We start from the raw sequence: 13,735 nt of genomic DNA, 5'->3' as shown, positions 1-13,735 counted from the left end.
GAGGTAAGTTGCTTGCTTACCTGCTATGTCACGCGAGAATTCAAATCAGACCAGGTTGGAAGAAAAAATTTTCAGGGACGCGGCGCCAGCCGGATGCCGCTACGCCAGTGGCCGGAGAAGCGGGTGGTGGTTTCGATGTCCAGCGCCAGCGTGGCCGCCAGGGTTTCGAGCACCCGGCCGATGTCGTCGAGCCGGAAACTGCCCGAGACCCGCAACCCCGCCACTTCCGCTGCGCAACCGAGCGCGACGTCGCTATAGCGTTCCAGTTCGGCCACGAAGGCGTCGAGCCGCATGGCTTTGGCGATCAGGAAACCGTCGGTCCAGGCCACGCTGTCCTCGTCAGCTGCCAGCGTGGGCATGACGGCGGCACTGCCGAACAGCGCCTGCTGGCCTGCCTGCAAGACCGGCGACGCGGCCAGGCTGGCCGGCCGCAATGCGACTTCCCCATCGAACACGCTGACCTGGGTGGCATGCGGATACAGGCGCACGGCAAAGCGCGCACTGCTGGCCGCCAGCGCTGCCAGCACGCCTTGCGCCGTGTGCACAAACAATGGCCGCCGGGCCGTATCGGCAGCGGTGGCGATCAGCAATTCGCCCGCATGCAGGCGCAGGCGGCGCGCGGCGCCATCGATGGCGATGTCGACGGCGCTGGCGGTGTTGAGCGCCACCCGGCTGCCATCGGCCAGCGCCACCCGCCGGCGCTGGCCGGGGCCGGTGCGTTCGTCGGCACTCCAGGCACGCCAAGGCAGGTGTTCTTCGGCGGTCCAGGCCAGCGTACCGGTAAAGATCGCCAGCGACAGCGCCTTGACGGCCTGGCGCCGGCCGCGCGAGCCGCGTGGCGCCAGCAGGGCGGCGGTGAGGGCCGGGGCCGGGTGTTGCTGGCCGGCGCCCAGGCCGCGCAGGCGGTCGTTGACTGCTTCGATGCGCTGCCAGGCGCGCTGGTGGTCGGGGTGGCTGGCGAGCCATTGCTGCCATTCGCGCAGCAATTCGTCGGGCACCGGCGGCGATTGCAATTCCACCATCCACTCGACCGCGCGCCGCGCGATATCCTGCGGGACGGCTGCGGCCGCCATCAGAGCACCACCCCGTGCGCGCCGAAATAGCACTGCTCGCCTGCCTTGACCAGGTAGCGTTTGACGCTGGTGACCGAGATCTCGAGCGCGCTGGCGATTTCACCGTGGCTCATGCCGTCCAGCTGGCTCATCAGGAAGGCGCGCTTGACCACCGGCGCCAGGTTGCCCAGCATGCGGTCGATCTCGACCAGCGTTTCCATCACGATCGCGCGGTCCTCGGGCGACACCGCCACCGCCTCGGGCAGGACGGCCAGGGCGTCGAGATAGGCGCGCTCGAGCTGCTGGCGGCGGTAATGGTTGGCCAGTACCCGCTGCGCCACCGTGGTCAGAAAGGCGCGCGGCTCGCGCACGGCCACCGGTTGCGAGCGGGTGAGCAGTTGCATAAAGGTGTCGTGCGCCAGGTCGGCAGCCTGGTGGGCGTCACCGAGCCGCTTGCGCAACCAGCCGCGCAGCCAACCGTGGTGGTCGCTGTACAGCATGGTGATTTCGTGCGCGAGGGCGTGATCGGTGGCGGACATGGGTGAAGTGGATGTAAATGCAAATGGTTCTCATTTGATTATACGCAAACCCGCATGCCGGCACAATCGGCAAAAAAAACGGCAGGCGCTGTGCACGCCTGCCGCTGATCGATACTGAACGGGTATTGCTTAGAACTTGTAGCGTACGCCGACCGACACCATGTTGGCTTTCAGGTTGTCGTTGCTGTCTTCGAACTTGGCGATTTTGCCGAAGTATTCGTATTCGGCAACAATGCTGAAGTTGGTGTTGATGGCGTAGGCAGCGCCAACGGAGACGTAAGCGGAGCTGCGGTTTGCTTTGTCGTTCACGTTGAAGCCATTGAGCGAAGCGTTGGCCTTCACTTCGGAACGGACCACGCCGGCTTTACCGATCAGCGAGAATTGCGCGTCCAGCGGCAGGGTGCCGGTCGCAGCGAAATACACTGCAGTTGGTTCGAAGGAAGCACGTGCGCCAAAGCCCGAGCGTTCCAGCTTGCCCAGGTCGGTGTAGCCGCCTTCCAGGCCGAAGTTCTGGTTGAAGTTGTAGCCACCGAACAGCTTGAAGCCGGTGTCGTGGTCCTTGGTCGAACCGATCGACAGTTTTTGTTCTGCACGGCCAACGCTGCCGCCGACGTAAGCGCCTTGCGATTGAGCGGCGGCGGTGCCGGCCAGTGCTGCCAGCATGGCGAACAAGATGGTGTTTTTCATATTTCTCTCTTTAAATGGGTCAATTCACGAAGTGGTTTAATTGATATTTCGTGAGCGCAATATTATATATATAAATTAACGTTCGCGCTGAAATGCTTTAATTTGGTGCGCAATCGTGCGCGCCTTTGGTGCGGAACCGGCGCGAGCGTAAGGAAGGCTCGGGCCGTGCGTGCGTGTCACCACAGACGCCAGCTCGCAACCACGCCATGATGGCAATGTCAGCCAACCAGCCAGCAGGATACCCTCATGGATTTTCCCACCCGTCACCTGAAACAGCCATTGCCCTACGATCCTTCCTATGAAGTACTGGAGGAGGACGAAGCGGAAACCATCGCCGGTCTGCAGGAGCAGATGCGCGATATCGCCGGCACTGTCCACAAGGACAGCGGCCACGCCCCGCGCGGCGTGCATGCCAAGAGCCACGGCTTGCTGCGCGGCACCCTGCGCGTGCTCGACAACCTGCCGCCCGATTACTCGCAGGGGCTGTTTGCCGCCAGCGGTGAATACCCGGTGGTGATGCGCCTGTCCACCACGCCCGGCGATCTGCTCGACGATAAAGTGTCCACGCCGCGCGGCATGGCCATCAAGGTGATCGGCGTGCCGGGCGAGCGCCTGGCCGACGGCCAGGGCGATGTCACCCAGGACTTCGTCATGGTCAATGGCCCGACGTTCCAGACCCCGACCGCCAAAAAATTCCTCGGCGGCGTCAAGCTGCTGGCCGCCACCACCGACAAGGCGCCAGGCTTGAAGAAAGCGCTGTCGGCCGCCTTGCAGGGCGCCGAAAAAGTGATCGAAGCGGTCGGCGGCGAAAGCGCCACCCTGATCAGCATGGGCGGCCATCCGGAAACCCACATCCTCGGCGAAACTTTCTTCACCCAGGTGCCGGTGCTGTTCGGTCGTTACATGGCCAAGCTGCAACTGGTGCCGGTGTCGCCCGAGCTGGCCATGCTCAAGGACCAGCCGGTCGATCTCGACCACAAGCCCAACGGCTTGCGCGGCGCGGTAGTCGATTTCATGACCGAGCACGCGGCCGAGTGGGAACTGCGAGTACAACTGTGCACCGACCTCGACGAGACGCCGATCGAAGACCCGACCGTGGAGTGGACCACGCCGTGGGTGGCCGTGGCGCGCATCGCGGCCCCGGCCCAGGCGGGCTGGACGCACGGCCTGTCGGTGCTGGTGGACAAGGGCATGCAGTTCAGCCCGTGGCATTGCCTCGCCGCGCACCGCCCGCTCGGCTCGATCATGCGGGTGCGGCGCGCCGTGTACGCAGCGTCGGCGCGATTCCGCGCCGAACGCAATGGCACGCCATTAGCCGAACCCCACAACCTCGACCACTGGCAAGAACACTAAAAACGGCCAGAGCGTCGTTGCAGCGCCTTGCCGTGCTCATGCACTGTCTGCGGCGCTGGCGCCTCGCTCTGAGCGTCGTTGCAGCGCCTTGCTGTGCTCATGCACTGTCTGCGGCGCTGGCGCCTCGCTCTGAGCGTCGTTGCAGCGCCTTGCTGTGCTCATGCACTGTCTGCGGCGCTGGCGCCTCGCTCTGAGCGTCGTTGCAGCGCCTTGCCGTGCTCATGCACTGTCTGCGGCGCTGGCGCCTCGCTCTGACCGTTTTTTAATAAAAAAAGGGGCGCCGCAGTGGCGCCCCTCTTCATTGGTGCAAGCTAACTTAGTACTTGTAATTCATCCCCACCACGAAGGTGCGGCCTGAATGCACGTACAACAGCGTGTCGTTGCGCTGGTTGTCGCGGCCGTAGCGCAGCGGCGTGTCGTTGAGGTTCTGGCCCTCAAAGCTCAGGCGCAGTTGCGGCGTGAGGTTGTACGACATGCTGAAGTCGACGTTGGTCGAGCCATCGACGATGGTGAAGTCGTGTCCCTGCACGTTGCCGAGCACGTTGAGCAGGTACGACGAACGGTGCGCGGCCGAAACCCGGGCGCTGAACTTCGGGTCCTCGTAGAACAAGGTCAGGTTGTGCGCCTTCGGCGACAAGCCGGTGAAGTTGGCGCGCTGGGTCAGCTGCTCGTTGGCCGGCGTGTTCGGATTGTCCACCCGCGTGATGTAGGTGATCTTCGAATCGACGTAAGTGTAGTTCGCCAGCAGGCCGAAGTTGCTCCAGATGCCGGGCAGGAAGCTGAACGGTGCTTGCAGGTTGAACTCGTACCCGGTCAGCGGACCGCCCGGGGTGTTCACCTGGCGGTTCACCACCACCGTGGTGCTAGGTAACGTTGCGCAAGCTGGCGTGCCGCCAGTGATGCTGCAACCGCCGCCCAGCAGCACCGAGTCGGGCAGGCCCAGGCTCGAGAACACGGCGCGGTCCGACACGCCCTGGATGAAGGTGCCGATCTTCTTGTGGAAGGCGCCCACCGACACCATGGCGTTCTTGTCGTAGTACCACTCGGCTTGCAGGTCGAAGGTCTTGGCGCGGATCGGCGACAGGTTCGGGTTGCCGATATTGACAGTCTGCACCTGTGCGTTGAGCGTGCTCGATGGCGCCAGGTCGGTGTACTCGGGACGCGCCAGGGTTTTGCCGGCCGAGAAGCGCAGCATCACGTCGCGGTGCAAGGTGGCCGACACGTTCAGCGCTGGCAGGTAGTCGTTGTAGCGGTTGCGGCCACGCACCGGTTCCAGCGTGCCGTTGGCGTTGACCAGCGCGAACGAGTTCATCTCGGTGCGTGCGTGGCGCACACCGACGTTGCCGCGCAGCGGGATGTTGAACAGGTCGTAGTTGAAGTCCGCCATGAGGAAGGCGGCGTCGATCTTTTCCTCGACGCCCCGGTTGGCCTGGTTCAGGTAGTTATATTCGGAACCGGGCACGGCCGCGCAATGGCACTCGATGTTGTACACCGCGAGGAACTTGTTCAAGTCCACCGCCGCCCACGAGCTCGGGACGCCGGAGCCGCCGAGCCCCTTGCCGAAGCCGCTGATCTGGCGCGAGATCGAGTCCATGGTGACGCCGGCCGGCAGGCGCAGGCCGTTACCGCCCGAACCGATTTCCACGTTGGTCCACTGGTTATTGCGGCGCGAGAGGCCGGTGCGCAGGGTCAGGTTGTCGTTCGCTTCGAATGCGGCGGTCACCTGGTTGGTTTTCAGCGTGTTGCGGGTGTGCAGGTAGCGGCCCACGAACTGGCCGTGGAAGGTGCCGTCCGCTTCCTGCGGCGCGAAGCTGAAATTGTTGGGGTTGGTCACGTCGACGCCGAAGTTAATCGTCGGCACATTACGATTGTTACGGAAGTCGTAAGAGAAGCCGTTGGCGTTGGGCGAGTCGAACTGGACCGTGGTGCGCTGCGGCTCGTCCAGGTCCGAGCGCGAACGCCCGCTCAGGAATTCCAGCTTGAGGCGGTCGGTGACGTCGTGGCGGCCCGACAGCACGTATTGTTTAAAGGTGGTCGAATACACGTCGAGCAGGCCCTCGGTGCGGATGTCCACCGCGTTGAACTTGCCGTAGTCCCAGCTGCCGTTGTCGTTGAAGTGCGCATCGACGATCGATGTCTGCGGCTTGCCGTTCGATTGCGCCATGCTGCGCCCGAACGAGATGGCCGAGATGTAGTTGTCGTAGCGCTTGTTGTTGAACTTGCCGCCCATCAGGTCGAGGTTCAACTCGGTGGCGCTGCTCGGGCGCCATTGCAGCGCGCCGGTCAGGCCGGTGCGCTCGTACTCGGTGAGCGAGCGGCGGAAGCGCGGAATGCGCGGCGCGAACGCGCCCGAGCCCGGCAGCGGGTTGGCGACCGTGCCGCCGTAATTGTCGGTGCGGCCCATCACGTCGTTGTAGGCGGCGGTATTGGACGTGCGCGGCACGCCGAAACCGCAATTGGTGGCGGTGACGCCCTTGACCGCGTTGTTGGCCGGATTTTGCACGGCCGCACCTAGTGGCGAGCAGAAGCCGCCGTCGTTGCTGGCGCTGAGCAGTTCGACCGCCTCGTAGCCTTCTTCCTGCGCGGTGCGCTTGGAGTACGCGCCCGAGATCAGCGCGCCGAACTGGCCGTACGAGGTTTTCCAGCGGTCCGAGTACAGCGCGGTCACGCGCGGGTCGTTGGTCTTGGACACCGAGTTGTGCATGCCCTGGGCGCCGATGCTGAAGGTGCGGCCCTTGAAGTCGAACGGCCGGCCCGTGCGCAGATCGACGGTGGCGCCGAGCGAGCCTTCTTCCACGGCCGCTTCCGATGTCTTGCGCACTTCCAGGCTGTTGAACAGTTCCGAGGCGAACACCGAGAAGTCGAAGCCACGGCCGCGGTTGGTACTGCCGTTGATGTCGGACGCGCCGGTGGCGGTCACGCCTTCGATGCCGTTGATGCGCACGCGGGTAAAGCCCGCGTTCAGGCCGCGCACGGTGATTTGCTTGCCTTCGCCGCCGTCGCCGCGCGTGAGCGACACGCCCGGCACGCGTTGCAGCGATTCGGCCAGATTGGCATCGGGGAACTTGGCGATGTCTTCGGCCTTGATCACATCGACGATGCCGTCGCTGGCGCGCTTGGTGTTCAGCGCGCTGTTCAGGCTGGCGCGGAAGCCGGTCACGACAACGACCTGTTCTTCGGCGCTCTTGGCTTCGCTGGCGCTGGCGGGTGCGGTGGTTTCCTGTGCCTGGGCGCTCATGGCGGCAAGTACGCCGATGACTGCCAGCACGGACGGCTTGAGCGGACTGCTATGGTTCCGGTTCTTCATGCGTATCCTCTTATAGTATTGATTCGTCTCCCCCTTGCGGGTGAATCGATCATATGCGAGGCATCCGGACCAAAAACCGGGGCTGCCGGAAACAGTCACGCAGTTGATTTTATTGATACTTCTTTTGGTACGACCGGGCCGTCGGGCCCGCCGGGTCGTTGCGCTATAACTACAGTTTGGCAAGCGAACCGCTACGGTGCGGGCGGCACGATGCTCGACGGCCGATGATCGCGCCGCGCAAACAGCAAGTCGCACACGGCCGCGCGGGAGCCATGCACGGCCATGGCGCCGGCCAGCGTGAGCGACAGCGACCCGTCACGGTCGGCCGCCGCCGGCCAGTGCGGCAGACCGGGGCCGTTCGGATCGCCATGGCGGATCAACCGCAGGAAAAATATCATAAAGACAATATAAAATCATGCAGCCGAACAGGCGATTCTCCAGCGATAACTTGCCGTCTATCGTGCGCCGCGTCGCTGCCCAGTTGCTACACTTCTGCTTTCCTCAGACAAATAGATCATGGCGGCCTTACCCGTTTCCTCCCTGCCGGCAACGCCCGCGCACCGCTTCATCGGCGCCGGCACGCCGATGCGCGACCTGGTGCGTGCCTTTCCGTGGCACACCACGGCACTGGGCGCCATCGACGGCTGGCCGGCTTCGCTGCGCACCTGCGTCGGTGTCGTGCTGCACGCCGCCCAGCCGATGTTCTTGTACTGGGGCGACGACCTGGTGCAGATCTACAACGACGCCTTCGCGCCATGCTTCGGCGCCGGCAAACATCCCGAGGCGCTCGGTCAAAGCGGACCCGCCTGCTGGGCCGAGGCCTGGTCCACGGTCGGCCCGCAGATCGCCCATGTGCGGCGCAGCGGCGAGCCGCAGGTGTATGCCAACCAGCTGCTGCCGATGCTGCGCCACGGCCGCCTGCAAGACGTCTACTGGAATTACAGTTTTACGCCAGTGTTCGACGACCACGACTGCGTGGCAGGGGTGCTGCTGGTGTGCACCGAGACCACCGTGCAGGTGCTGGCCGAACGGCGCCGCCATGCGCTCGACCTGCTGGGCCGGGCCTTGCTGGCCTGCCGCAGCGAGGCCGACGTGGCTGCCGCCATCGACCGTTGCGCGGCCGACCATCCGCGCGACTTGCGCAGCGTGGAACTGCTGCGTGGCGAAGCGTCCGGCACTGCCGTCTCGGCCCCCGATGCCGGCCTGGTCGTGATCCAGGGCGCCGAATTGCAATTGTGCGCCGAGCTGGCGCTGGCCTTCCACGTCTCGCCGCATTTGCCGGTGGACGCCGCCTGCCGCCAGTTCCTCGCGCAATTCACCGCCAGCGTGTGCGCCACGCTGAGCCGCCTCGAGGCCGACCGTGCACTGGCGCTGGCCATGGCCGAGAGCGAGCGCCTGCACGGCGACCTCGATTCCACGGCGCGCATCAAGGATGAATTCCTGGCCATGCTGGGCCACGAGCTGCGCAATCCGCTGGCGCCCATCGTCACCGCGCTCAAGCTGATGAAGCTGCGCGGCGCGGGCGCGCACGATGGCGCCGATACCGGCCACGAGCAGGAAGTGATCCAGCGCCAGGTCGATCACCTGGTACGGCTGGTCGACGATTTACTCGACGTCTCGCGCCTGGCGCGGGGCAAGGTCGAGCTGCGCAAGGAGACCACGCCGCTGGCAGACATCCTCAACCGCGCCATCGAGATGGCCGCGCCGCTGATCGAACAAAAGCAGCACCGCCTGCTGGTGGACGTGCCCACCGTGCGCTGGCACGGCGATCCGGCGCGGCTGGCGCAAGTGGTCGCCAACCTGCTCAACAACGCCGCGCGCTACACGCCGCATGCCGGCCACATCACGCTGGCCACGCGGGTGCGCGGGGCCGACCTGCAAATCCTGGTCACCGACGACGGCAACGGCATCCCGGCCAGCCTGATGCCGCACATTTTTGATCTGTTCGTCCAGGGCAGCCGCAAGCTCGACCGCGCCAAGGGCGGCCTCGGCATCGGGCTGGCGCTGGCGCACAACCTGGTGCGCATGCACGGCGGCACCATCCAGGCCTACAGCGGCGGCGAGGGGCGGGGCAGCACGTTTACCATCAACCTGCCCGACTCGGTGATGGCCGAGGCTGTTCCCGCGCCCGTATTGGTGCCGATCGCGGCCCCAGCGCCGGCCAACCCCGGGCCGGCAGCGAGCGGCAGCGTGCGCGTGCTGGTGGTGGACGACAACCAGGATGCAGCCGATTCGCTGGCCGAACTGCTGGGCGCGCTCGGATACGAGGCCAGTGTCGCCTACGATCCGGCCCAGGCCATCGCCGCCGCCAGCGTATCGATGCCGCAGGTGGCGATTCTCGACATCGGCTTGCCCGGCATGGACGGTTTCGAACTGGCCGGCCGCCTGCGCGCCATGCCGCATGGCGCGCAAGTGACCCTGATCGCGCTGTCGGGCTATGGCAGGGCCGACGACAAGGCGCGCAGCAGCGCGGCCGGCTTCAACGCCCACCTGGTCAAACCGGTTAATCTCGGCGACCTGCAAACCGCCTTGCCTTGAGATGAGATTGTTGTCATAAAGCGTTAACTTTTTCTCAAAATATCTATAAAATGCCTCCCGGAAACTTTTGGTCCGGGAACCGCATGAACTTGGTGTACAAGAACGAAAAACTGCTGTTCGGCGTGATGCTGGCGGTGTCCATGCTGGCGTGGGGCGCGCTGCTGATCGGCACCTTGGGCCAGGCGCTGCTGTACGCGGCGGCGTTTTACCTGGCCTGGTATTTGGCCTGCTACGTCGCGCAATCGGCGCTGGTGGCCTGGCTGACCGGCACCGGCGTACGCATCACGGCGCAACAGTTTCCCGACCTGCACCAACGGGTGCTTGCGTGCTGCGCACGACTTGAGCGCACGTCCGTGCCCGAAGCCTACCTGCTGCAAGCGGGTGGCGGTTTTCATGCGCTGGCCAGGCGTTTTCCCGGCAATAACAACATCGTCCTCGACAGCGACCTGGTCGATGCGCTCGACGATCGCCCGGACGCCATCAATTTCCACATCGGCCACGCCATCGGCGGCCTCGATCGGCGCCACCTGCACCGGGCGCTGCTGCTGGCGCCGGCCGCGCTGCTGCCGCTGCTGGGCGCGGCGTATGCCCGCGCCCGTGAATACTCGTGCGACCGCCATGGCTTCCACGCCTGCGCCGAGCTGGCCAGCGCCCAGGCCGGGCTGGCGGCGCTGGCGGCCGGCGGCAAGCGCTGGCGCCACCTGGACCGCACCGGCTACGCGGCCCAGGCGCGCCAGGCGGGCGGCTTCTGGATGTCGTTCCACGAACTGATCAGCGACCGTCCGTGGCTGGTCAAGCGCATGGCGGTGGTGCGCGATCTGGCGCAGGGCGCGCCGGTCGAACCTGGGGCGCCACGGCACGGGCTCGCGTATGTGCTGGCACTGTGCGTGCCGCGCGTGAGCCTGGGGCTGGGCGCACCCGGTGCGCTGCTGACCCTGCTGACGCTGGCGGCCGTGCTGGCCACCGTTGCCTGGCCCGCCTGGCAGAACCTGGAAGCGCGCACCCGCATGACGCAAGCGGTTGCCGTGGGCCGCGAGGCAGCGGCGGCGGTGGAGCGCTATTACTATGCCAACGGCCAAAGCCCGGCCACCCTGGAGCAGGCCGGCTACGCGCTGATCGACCCTGGCCACGTGGTGCAAGCCTTGGAAGTCGATGCCGGCAACGGCGTGGTCCGGGTGTACCCGTCCGATATGCGGTACCGCGGCGGCGCGCTTGCGTTCACGCCCCGCGTGGACGAGAATAGGCGCGTGCTCTGGCGTTGCAGCGGGGAAGACCTTCCCGCCGCCGTGCTGCCACCCGATTGCCGCGACTGACCGCTTTCGCCTCCCAAGGATACTTTTGACTTCTCTGCTGGAAATCGCCGCCAATGCCGTCATGACGGTTTCGATCATTCTCGCGGGGCGCAACAATGTGCATTCGTGGTGGCTGGGCATCATCGGCTGCGGCCTGTTCGCCGTGCTGTTCTACGACACCCGCCTGTACGCCGACGTCACCCTGCAACTGTTCTTCATCGTCACCTGCGTGGTCGGCTGGTGGCGCTGGCTGCGCGGCGGCACCGGCGCAGCGCTGCCGATCACGCGCGCCCGGCCGCAGGCGCTGATCTGGATGGGGGCGCTCGGCCTGGTTGCCACCGCCATCTACGGCCTGCTGCTGCAAGCCTACACCAACGCCTATGCGCCGTACATCGATTCGGGCGTGCTGATGTTCAGCGTGATCGCCCAGCTGCTGCTGATGGGACGCCGCCTGCAAACCTGGCAATTTTGGCTGTTGGTCAATACCATCGCCGTACCGCTGTACGCCAGCCGCGGCCTGTACCTGACCTCGGTACTGTACGGCGTGTACTGGATCAATGCGCTGGCGTCGTGGTTCTTCTGGCGGCGCAAGATGCAGCAAGCGGCGGTGCAGCTGCCAGCTTGATGTCAGTTCAACGGCGAGCGCCGCTGCTGGATTGCCTGCCGGTACGCCGTGGGCGTCACCCCCAGTTTTTCGCGGAACGCGGTGGCAAAGTTGCCGGCGTTGTTAAAACCGATTAACAGCGCGATGTCCTGGACATCGATATCTGTATCCTTGAGCAGTTCCTCGCCGCGCCGGATGCGCGCCTCCCTGATAAACGAAAACACCGTCATGCCGGTTTGTTCGCGGAACACCTGCGACAGCTTTTCGCGGTAAGTGCCAACACTGCGGGCGATTTCGGCCAGGCCCGGCAGCGAGGCCAGGTTGCCGGCGATCAGGCGTTTGACGGCCGCCACGGTCACGGCATCGGGATCGACGCCGTAGGGCGAGGCGGGCAGGTGACTTTCTGCCGGATCGCTGGCCGGCGCCGGCGCTGCCGCGGCCGAAGCGCCATGGGCGCGCTGGGCCAGCGCCAGGTGAACCTGGATGCGCGCCGCCAATTCTCCCGGCGAAAACGGTTTTGACACGTAATCGACGCCGCCGATCGACAAGCCCATGATGCGCTCCTCGTCGGCGTCGGCGCCGCTGAGGAAAATCACCGGGATGTCCTGGGTGGCCGGATTGGCCTTGAGCAGCCGGCAGGCGGTGTAGCCGTCCATGTCGGGCATGCGCACGTCGAGCAGGATCAGGTCTGGGTGGTTGGCCAGCGCCAGGTGGTAACCCTGCAGGCCGTTATGCGCCACCGAGACCTTGTACGGCATTTCGCTCAGCAGATCGACCAGCAAACGCTGCTCGAACGCCGAGTCGTCGACGATGAGAATCTTGCTCATGGTGCTATCGGCAGTCTGCATGGCTCACCTTGAAGGTTGGTCATCTTTTGATACGAAGTGTTGCGCACCTGTCGCCATTATGCCCATGTTTGGAAATTTTTTTGGCGGATTTCTACGCACGCAAAACCTTCGTCTCCTCCAGCAGAAGCAGAGTTTTTTTAGATCATCAATAATTGAATCATGTGTTGGGATTGGGCAATTTTTAAGGCTCCGGACCTCAACTTTTGTCATTCATTTCTGAAGGAGGTTATATGATCACCCGTAAAACCAGCCGCGCCGCGCTCGCTGCTGCCATGGCCACCACCCTGCTTGCCGCCGCACCGATGGCCGACGCCGTGACGTATTCCAATGGCAGCAAGACGGCGAACTTCGACGTCACGCTCAAGATCATCGCCGACTGCACCATCGCCACCCAGCCGCTGGACTTCGGCCAGAGCCAGGGCGTGCTGGCCAACACGGTCAACGTCAACACCACGCTGAGCGTCACCTGCACCAACACCACGCCGTACAACGTGGGCCTGAACGCGGGCACCGGCACCGGCTCCACCACGGCTGCAAGAGTGATGAGCGGCACTGGCGCCAACACCAGCACCGTCGCCTACAACCTGTTCCAGGCCGCCGGCGCCACCAACTGGGGCAATACCCAGGGCACCGACACCCGCTCCGGCACCGGTTCGGGCACCGCGCAAACGCTCACCGTCTATGGCGCCATTCCCGCGCAGGCCACGCCGCAGCCGGACACCTATAAATCGACCATCACGGCCACGGTGTATTTCTAAACGATGACCTTATCCGTGCGCCTGGTGTGCTGGATGAAACTCGGTATGCTCGTGCTGAGCGGGATGCTGGGGTTGGAAGCGAGCGCTGCTAATTTGCAGATATCGCCAGTCATGATTATTTTGCGTGCAGGCCAGGGTGCCACCGGCATCACCATGCAGAACATGGGAGACACTCCCGTGTATGGCCAGGTCAGGGTGTTTTTGTGGGACCAGAACAACACGGAAGATGTGTTGACCCCGACACAAGAAGTAGTAGCCAGTCCCCCCATATTGCAGATCGGGCCTAAAAGCAGCCAGATCATTCGCCTCGTGCGACGCAGCAGTCAACTCCCCAGCCGCGAGTTGAGCTACCGGATCCTCATCGACGAAATCCCGCGCGAGGGCGAAGGCCCCGCCAGTGGCGTCGATATCCGCCTGCGCTATTCCGTTCCCATGTTTGTCCAGCCCGCCGACGAGCGTATCGCTCCGGCGTTGGCCTGGTCCGTTTACCGCAAGGACGATCACTGGCGGCTCAAGGTGCGCAACAGCGGCACCCTGCGCGCGCAGATCGGTTCGTTCGAATTGAGCAATGCCCGTGGCAAGAATTTTACGATCGCCGAAGGCCTGTTCGGCTATGTGCTGGCCGGCCGCGAGCGCGAATGGCGCCTGCCGGTACCAGCCGACGCCGACCTGTCCGGCACGCTGGCGGTCAAAGCCAATATCAATGCCAAGCCCGCAACTGCCAGCACCGTGGCGGCACTCGAGTAGCCGCGCCATG

General features: G+C 64.7%; 12 protein-coding genes. 6 read left to right on the top strand and 6 right to left on the bottom strand.

The window, feature by feature from the left end:
- Positions 1-71: 71 nt before the first annotated feature.
- The 3 genes from SR858_RS23620 to SR858_RS23610 all read right to left on the bottom strand — a co-directional run bounded on the left by SR858_RS23620 (position 72) and on the right by SR858_RS23610 (position 2,278).
- Positions 72-1,073, bottom strand: coding sequence for a FecR family protein (locus SR858_RS23620; protein WP_019923354.1), 1,002 nt, complete (start codon positions 1,071-1,073; stop codon positions 72-74).
- Entirely contained in the window at positions 1,073-1,591 is a 519-nt protein-coding gene (locus SR858_RS23615; protein ID WP_019923353.1) for a sigma-70 family RNA polymerase sigma factor, read from the bottom strand. The genes SR858_RS23620 and SR858_RS23615 overlap by 1 nt, the downstream gene beginning before the upstream one ends.
- 129 nt (positions 1,592-1,720) lie before the next feature.
- Entirely contained in the window at positions 1,721-2,278 is a 558-nt protein-coding gene (locus SR858_RS23610) for an outer membrane beta-barrel protein (RefSeq protein WP_019923352.1), read from the bottom strand.
- A gap of 246 nt (positions 2,279-2,524) precedes the next feature.
- On the opposite strand from SR858_RS23610, the gene SR858_RS23605 reads away from it, so the two are divergent.
- Positions 2,525-3,631 carry a catalase family protein gene (locus SR858_RS23605; protein ID WP_019923351.1) on the top strand — a complete coding sequence of 369 codons (1,107 nt, stop codon included), beginning with the start codon at positions 2,525-2,527 and terminating at the stop codon, positions 3,629-3,631.
- A gap of 316 nt (positions 3,632-3,947) precedes the next feature.
- Here the strand turns inward: SR858_RS23605 and SR858_RS23600 are convergent, their stop codons facing one another.
- Together SR858_RS23600 and SR858_RS23595 are read right to left on the bottom strand one after the other, a co-directional pair.
- Entirely contained in the window at positions 3,948-6,938 is a 2,991-nt protein-coding gene (locus SR858_RS23600; protein ID WP_019923350.1) for a TonB-dependent receptor, read from the bottom strand.
- A 191-nt stretch (positions 6,939-7,129) separates the two neighbouring features.
- The gene (locus SR858_RS23595) at positions 7,130-7,336 is read right to left on the bottom strand and encodes a hypothetical protein (RefSeq protein WP_019923349.1); all 207 of its coding nucleotides are present in this window, start codon (positions 7,334-7,336) and stop codon (positions 7,130-7,132) included.
- 118 nt (positions 7,337-7,454) lie between these two features.
- Here SR858_RS23595 and SR858_RS23590 point away from each other — a divergent pair, with 118 nt between their 5' ends.
- From SR858_RS23590 to pnuC, 3 genes are all read left to right on the top strand, one after another.
- Complete coding sequence (locus SR858_RS23590; RefSeq protein WP_051120359.1) at positions 7,455-9,476, top strand: hybrid sensor histidine kinase/response regulator; 2,022 nt, start codon at positions 7,455-7,457, stop codon at positions 9,474-9,476.
- A gap of 83 nt (positions 9,477-9,559) precedes the next feature.
- Positions 9,560-10,789, top strand: a complete 1,230-nt coding sequence (locus tag SR858_RS23585; RefSeq protein ID WP_019923348.1) for a pilin — start codon at positions 9,560-9,562, stop codon at positions 10,787-10,789.
- Positions 10,790-10,814: 25 nt separating this feature from the next.
- Complete coding sequence (pnuC, locus tag SR858_RS23580) at positions 10,815-11,393, top strand: nicotinamide riboside transporter PnuC (protein WP_019923347.1); 579 nt, start codon at positions 10,815-10,817, stop codon at positions 11,391-11,393.
- A 2-nt stretch (positions 11,394-11,395) separates the two neighbouring features.
- Here the strand turns inward: pnuC and SR858_RS23575 are convergent, their stop codons facing one another.
- Positions 11,396-12,220, bottom strand: coding sequence for a response regulator transcription factor (locus SR858_RS23575; RefSeq protein ID WP_019923346.1), 825 nt, complete (start codon positions 12,218-12,220; stop codon positions 11,396-11,398).
- A gap of 272 nt (positions 12,221-12,492) precedes the next feature.
- Here SR858_RS23575 and SR858_RS23570 point away from each other — a divergent pair, with 272 nt between their 5' ends.
- Both SR858_RS23570 and SR858_RS23565 read left to right on the top strand, forming a co-directional pair.
- Positions 12,493-12,978 carry a Csu type fimbrial protein gene (locus SR858_RS23570; protein WP_322534633.1) on the top strand — a complete coding sequence of 162 codons (486 nt, stop codon included), beginning with the start codon at positions 12,493-12,495 and terminating at the stop codon, positions 12,976-12,978.
- 33 nt (positions 12,979-13,011) lie between these two features.
- The gene (locus SR858_RS23565; protein ID WP_154820025.1) at positions 13,012-13,725 is read left to right on the top strand and encodes a fimbrial biogenesis chaperone; all 714 of its coding nucleotides are present in this window, start codon (positions 13,012-13,014) and stop codon (positions 13,723-13,725) included.
- The last annotated feature ends 10 nt before the right edge of the window (positions 13,726-13,735 follow it).

It is taken from the genome of Duganella zoogloeoides (genome assembly GCF_034479515.1).
Classification (GTDB): Bacteria; Pseudomonadota; Gammaproteobacteria; order Burkholderiales; family Burkholderiaceae_D; genus Rugamonas; species Rugamonas zoogloeoides.
Note: the sequence above shows the minus strand (reverse complement) of the source record. Positions and strands in the feature narration are given on the sequence as shown.

Excerpts from the sequence above, each read along its gene's own strand:
- SR858_RS23620 (WP_019923354.1), bottom strand. The coding sequence starts at position 1,073 with ATGGCGGCCGCAGCCGTCCCGCAGGATATCGCGCGGCGCGCGGTCGAG.
- SR858_RS23615 (WP_019923353.1), bottom strand. The coding sequence starts at position 1,591 with ATGTCCGCCACCGATCACGCCCTCGCGCACGAAATCACCATGCTGTAC.
- SR858_RS23610 (WP_019923352.1), bottom strand. The coding sequence starts at position 2,278 with ATGAAAAACACCATCTTGTTCGCCATGCTGGCAGCACTGGCCGGCACC.
- SR858_RS23605 (WP_019923351.1), top strand. The coding sequence starts at position 2,525 with ATGGATTTTCCCACCCGTCACCTGAAACAGCCATTGCCCTACGATCCT.
- SR858_RS23600 (WP_019923350.1), bottom strand. The coding sequence starts at position 6,938 with ATGAAGAACCGGAACCATAGCAGTCCGCTCAAGCCGTCCGTGCTGGCA.
- SR858_RS23595 (WP_019923349.1), bottom strand. The coding sequence starts at position 7,336 with ATGATATTTTTCCTGCGGTTGATCCGCCATGGCGATCCGAACGGCCCC.
- SR858_RS23590 (WP_051120359.1), top strand. The coding sequence starts at position 7,455 with ATGGCGGCCTTACCCGTTTCCTCCCTGCCGGCAACGCCCGCGCACCGC.
- SR858_RS23585 (WP_019923348.1), top strand. The coding sequence starts at position 9,560 with ATGAACTTGGTGTACAAGAACGAAAAACTGCTGTTCGGCGTGATGCTG.
- SR858_RS23575 (WP_019923346.1), bottom strand. The coding sequence starts at position 12,220 with ATGCAGACTGCCGATAGCACCATGAGCAAGATTCTCATCGTCGACGAC.
- SR858_RS23570 (WP_322534633.1), top strand. The coding sequence starts at position 12,493 with ATGGCCACCACCCTGCTTGCCGCCGCACCGATGGCCGACGCCGTGACG.
- SR858_RS23565 (WP_154820025.1), top strand. The coding sequence starts at position 13,012 with ATGAAACTCGGTATGCTCGTGCTGAGCGGGATGCTGGGGTTGGAAGCG.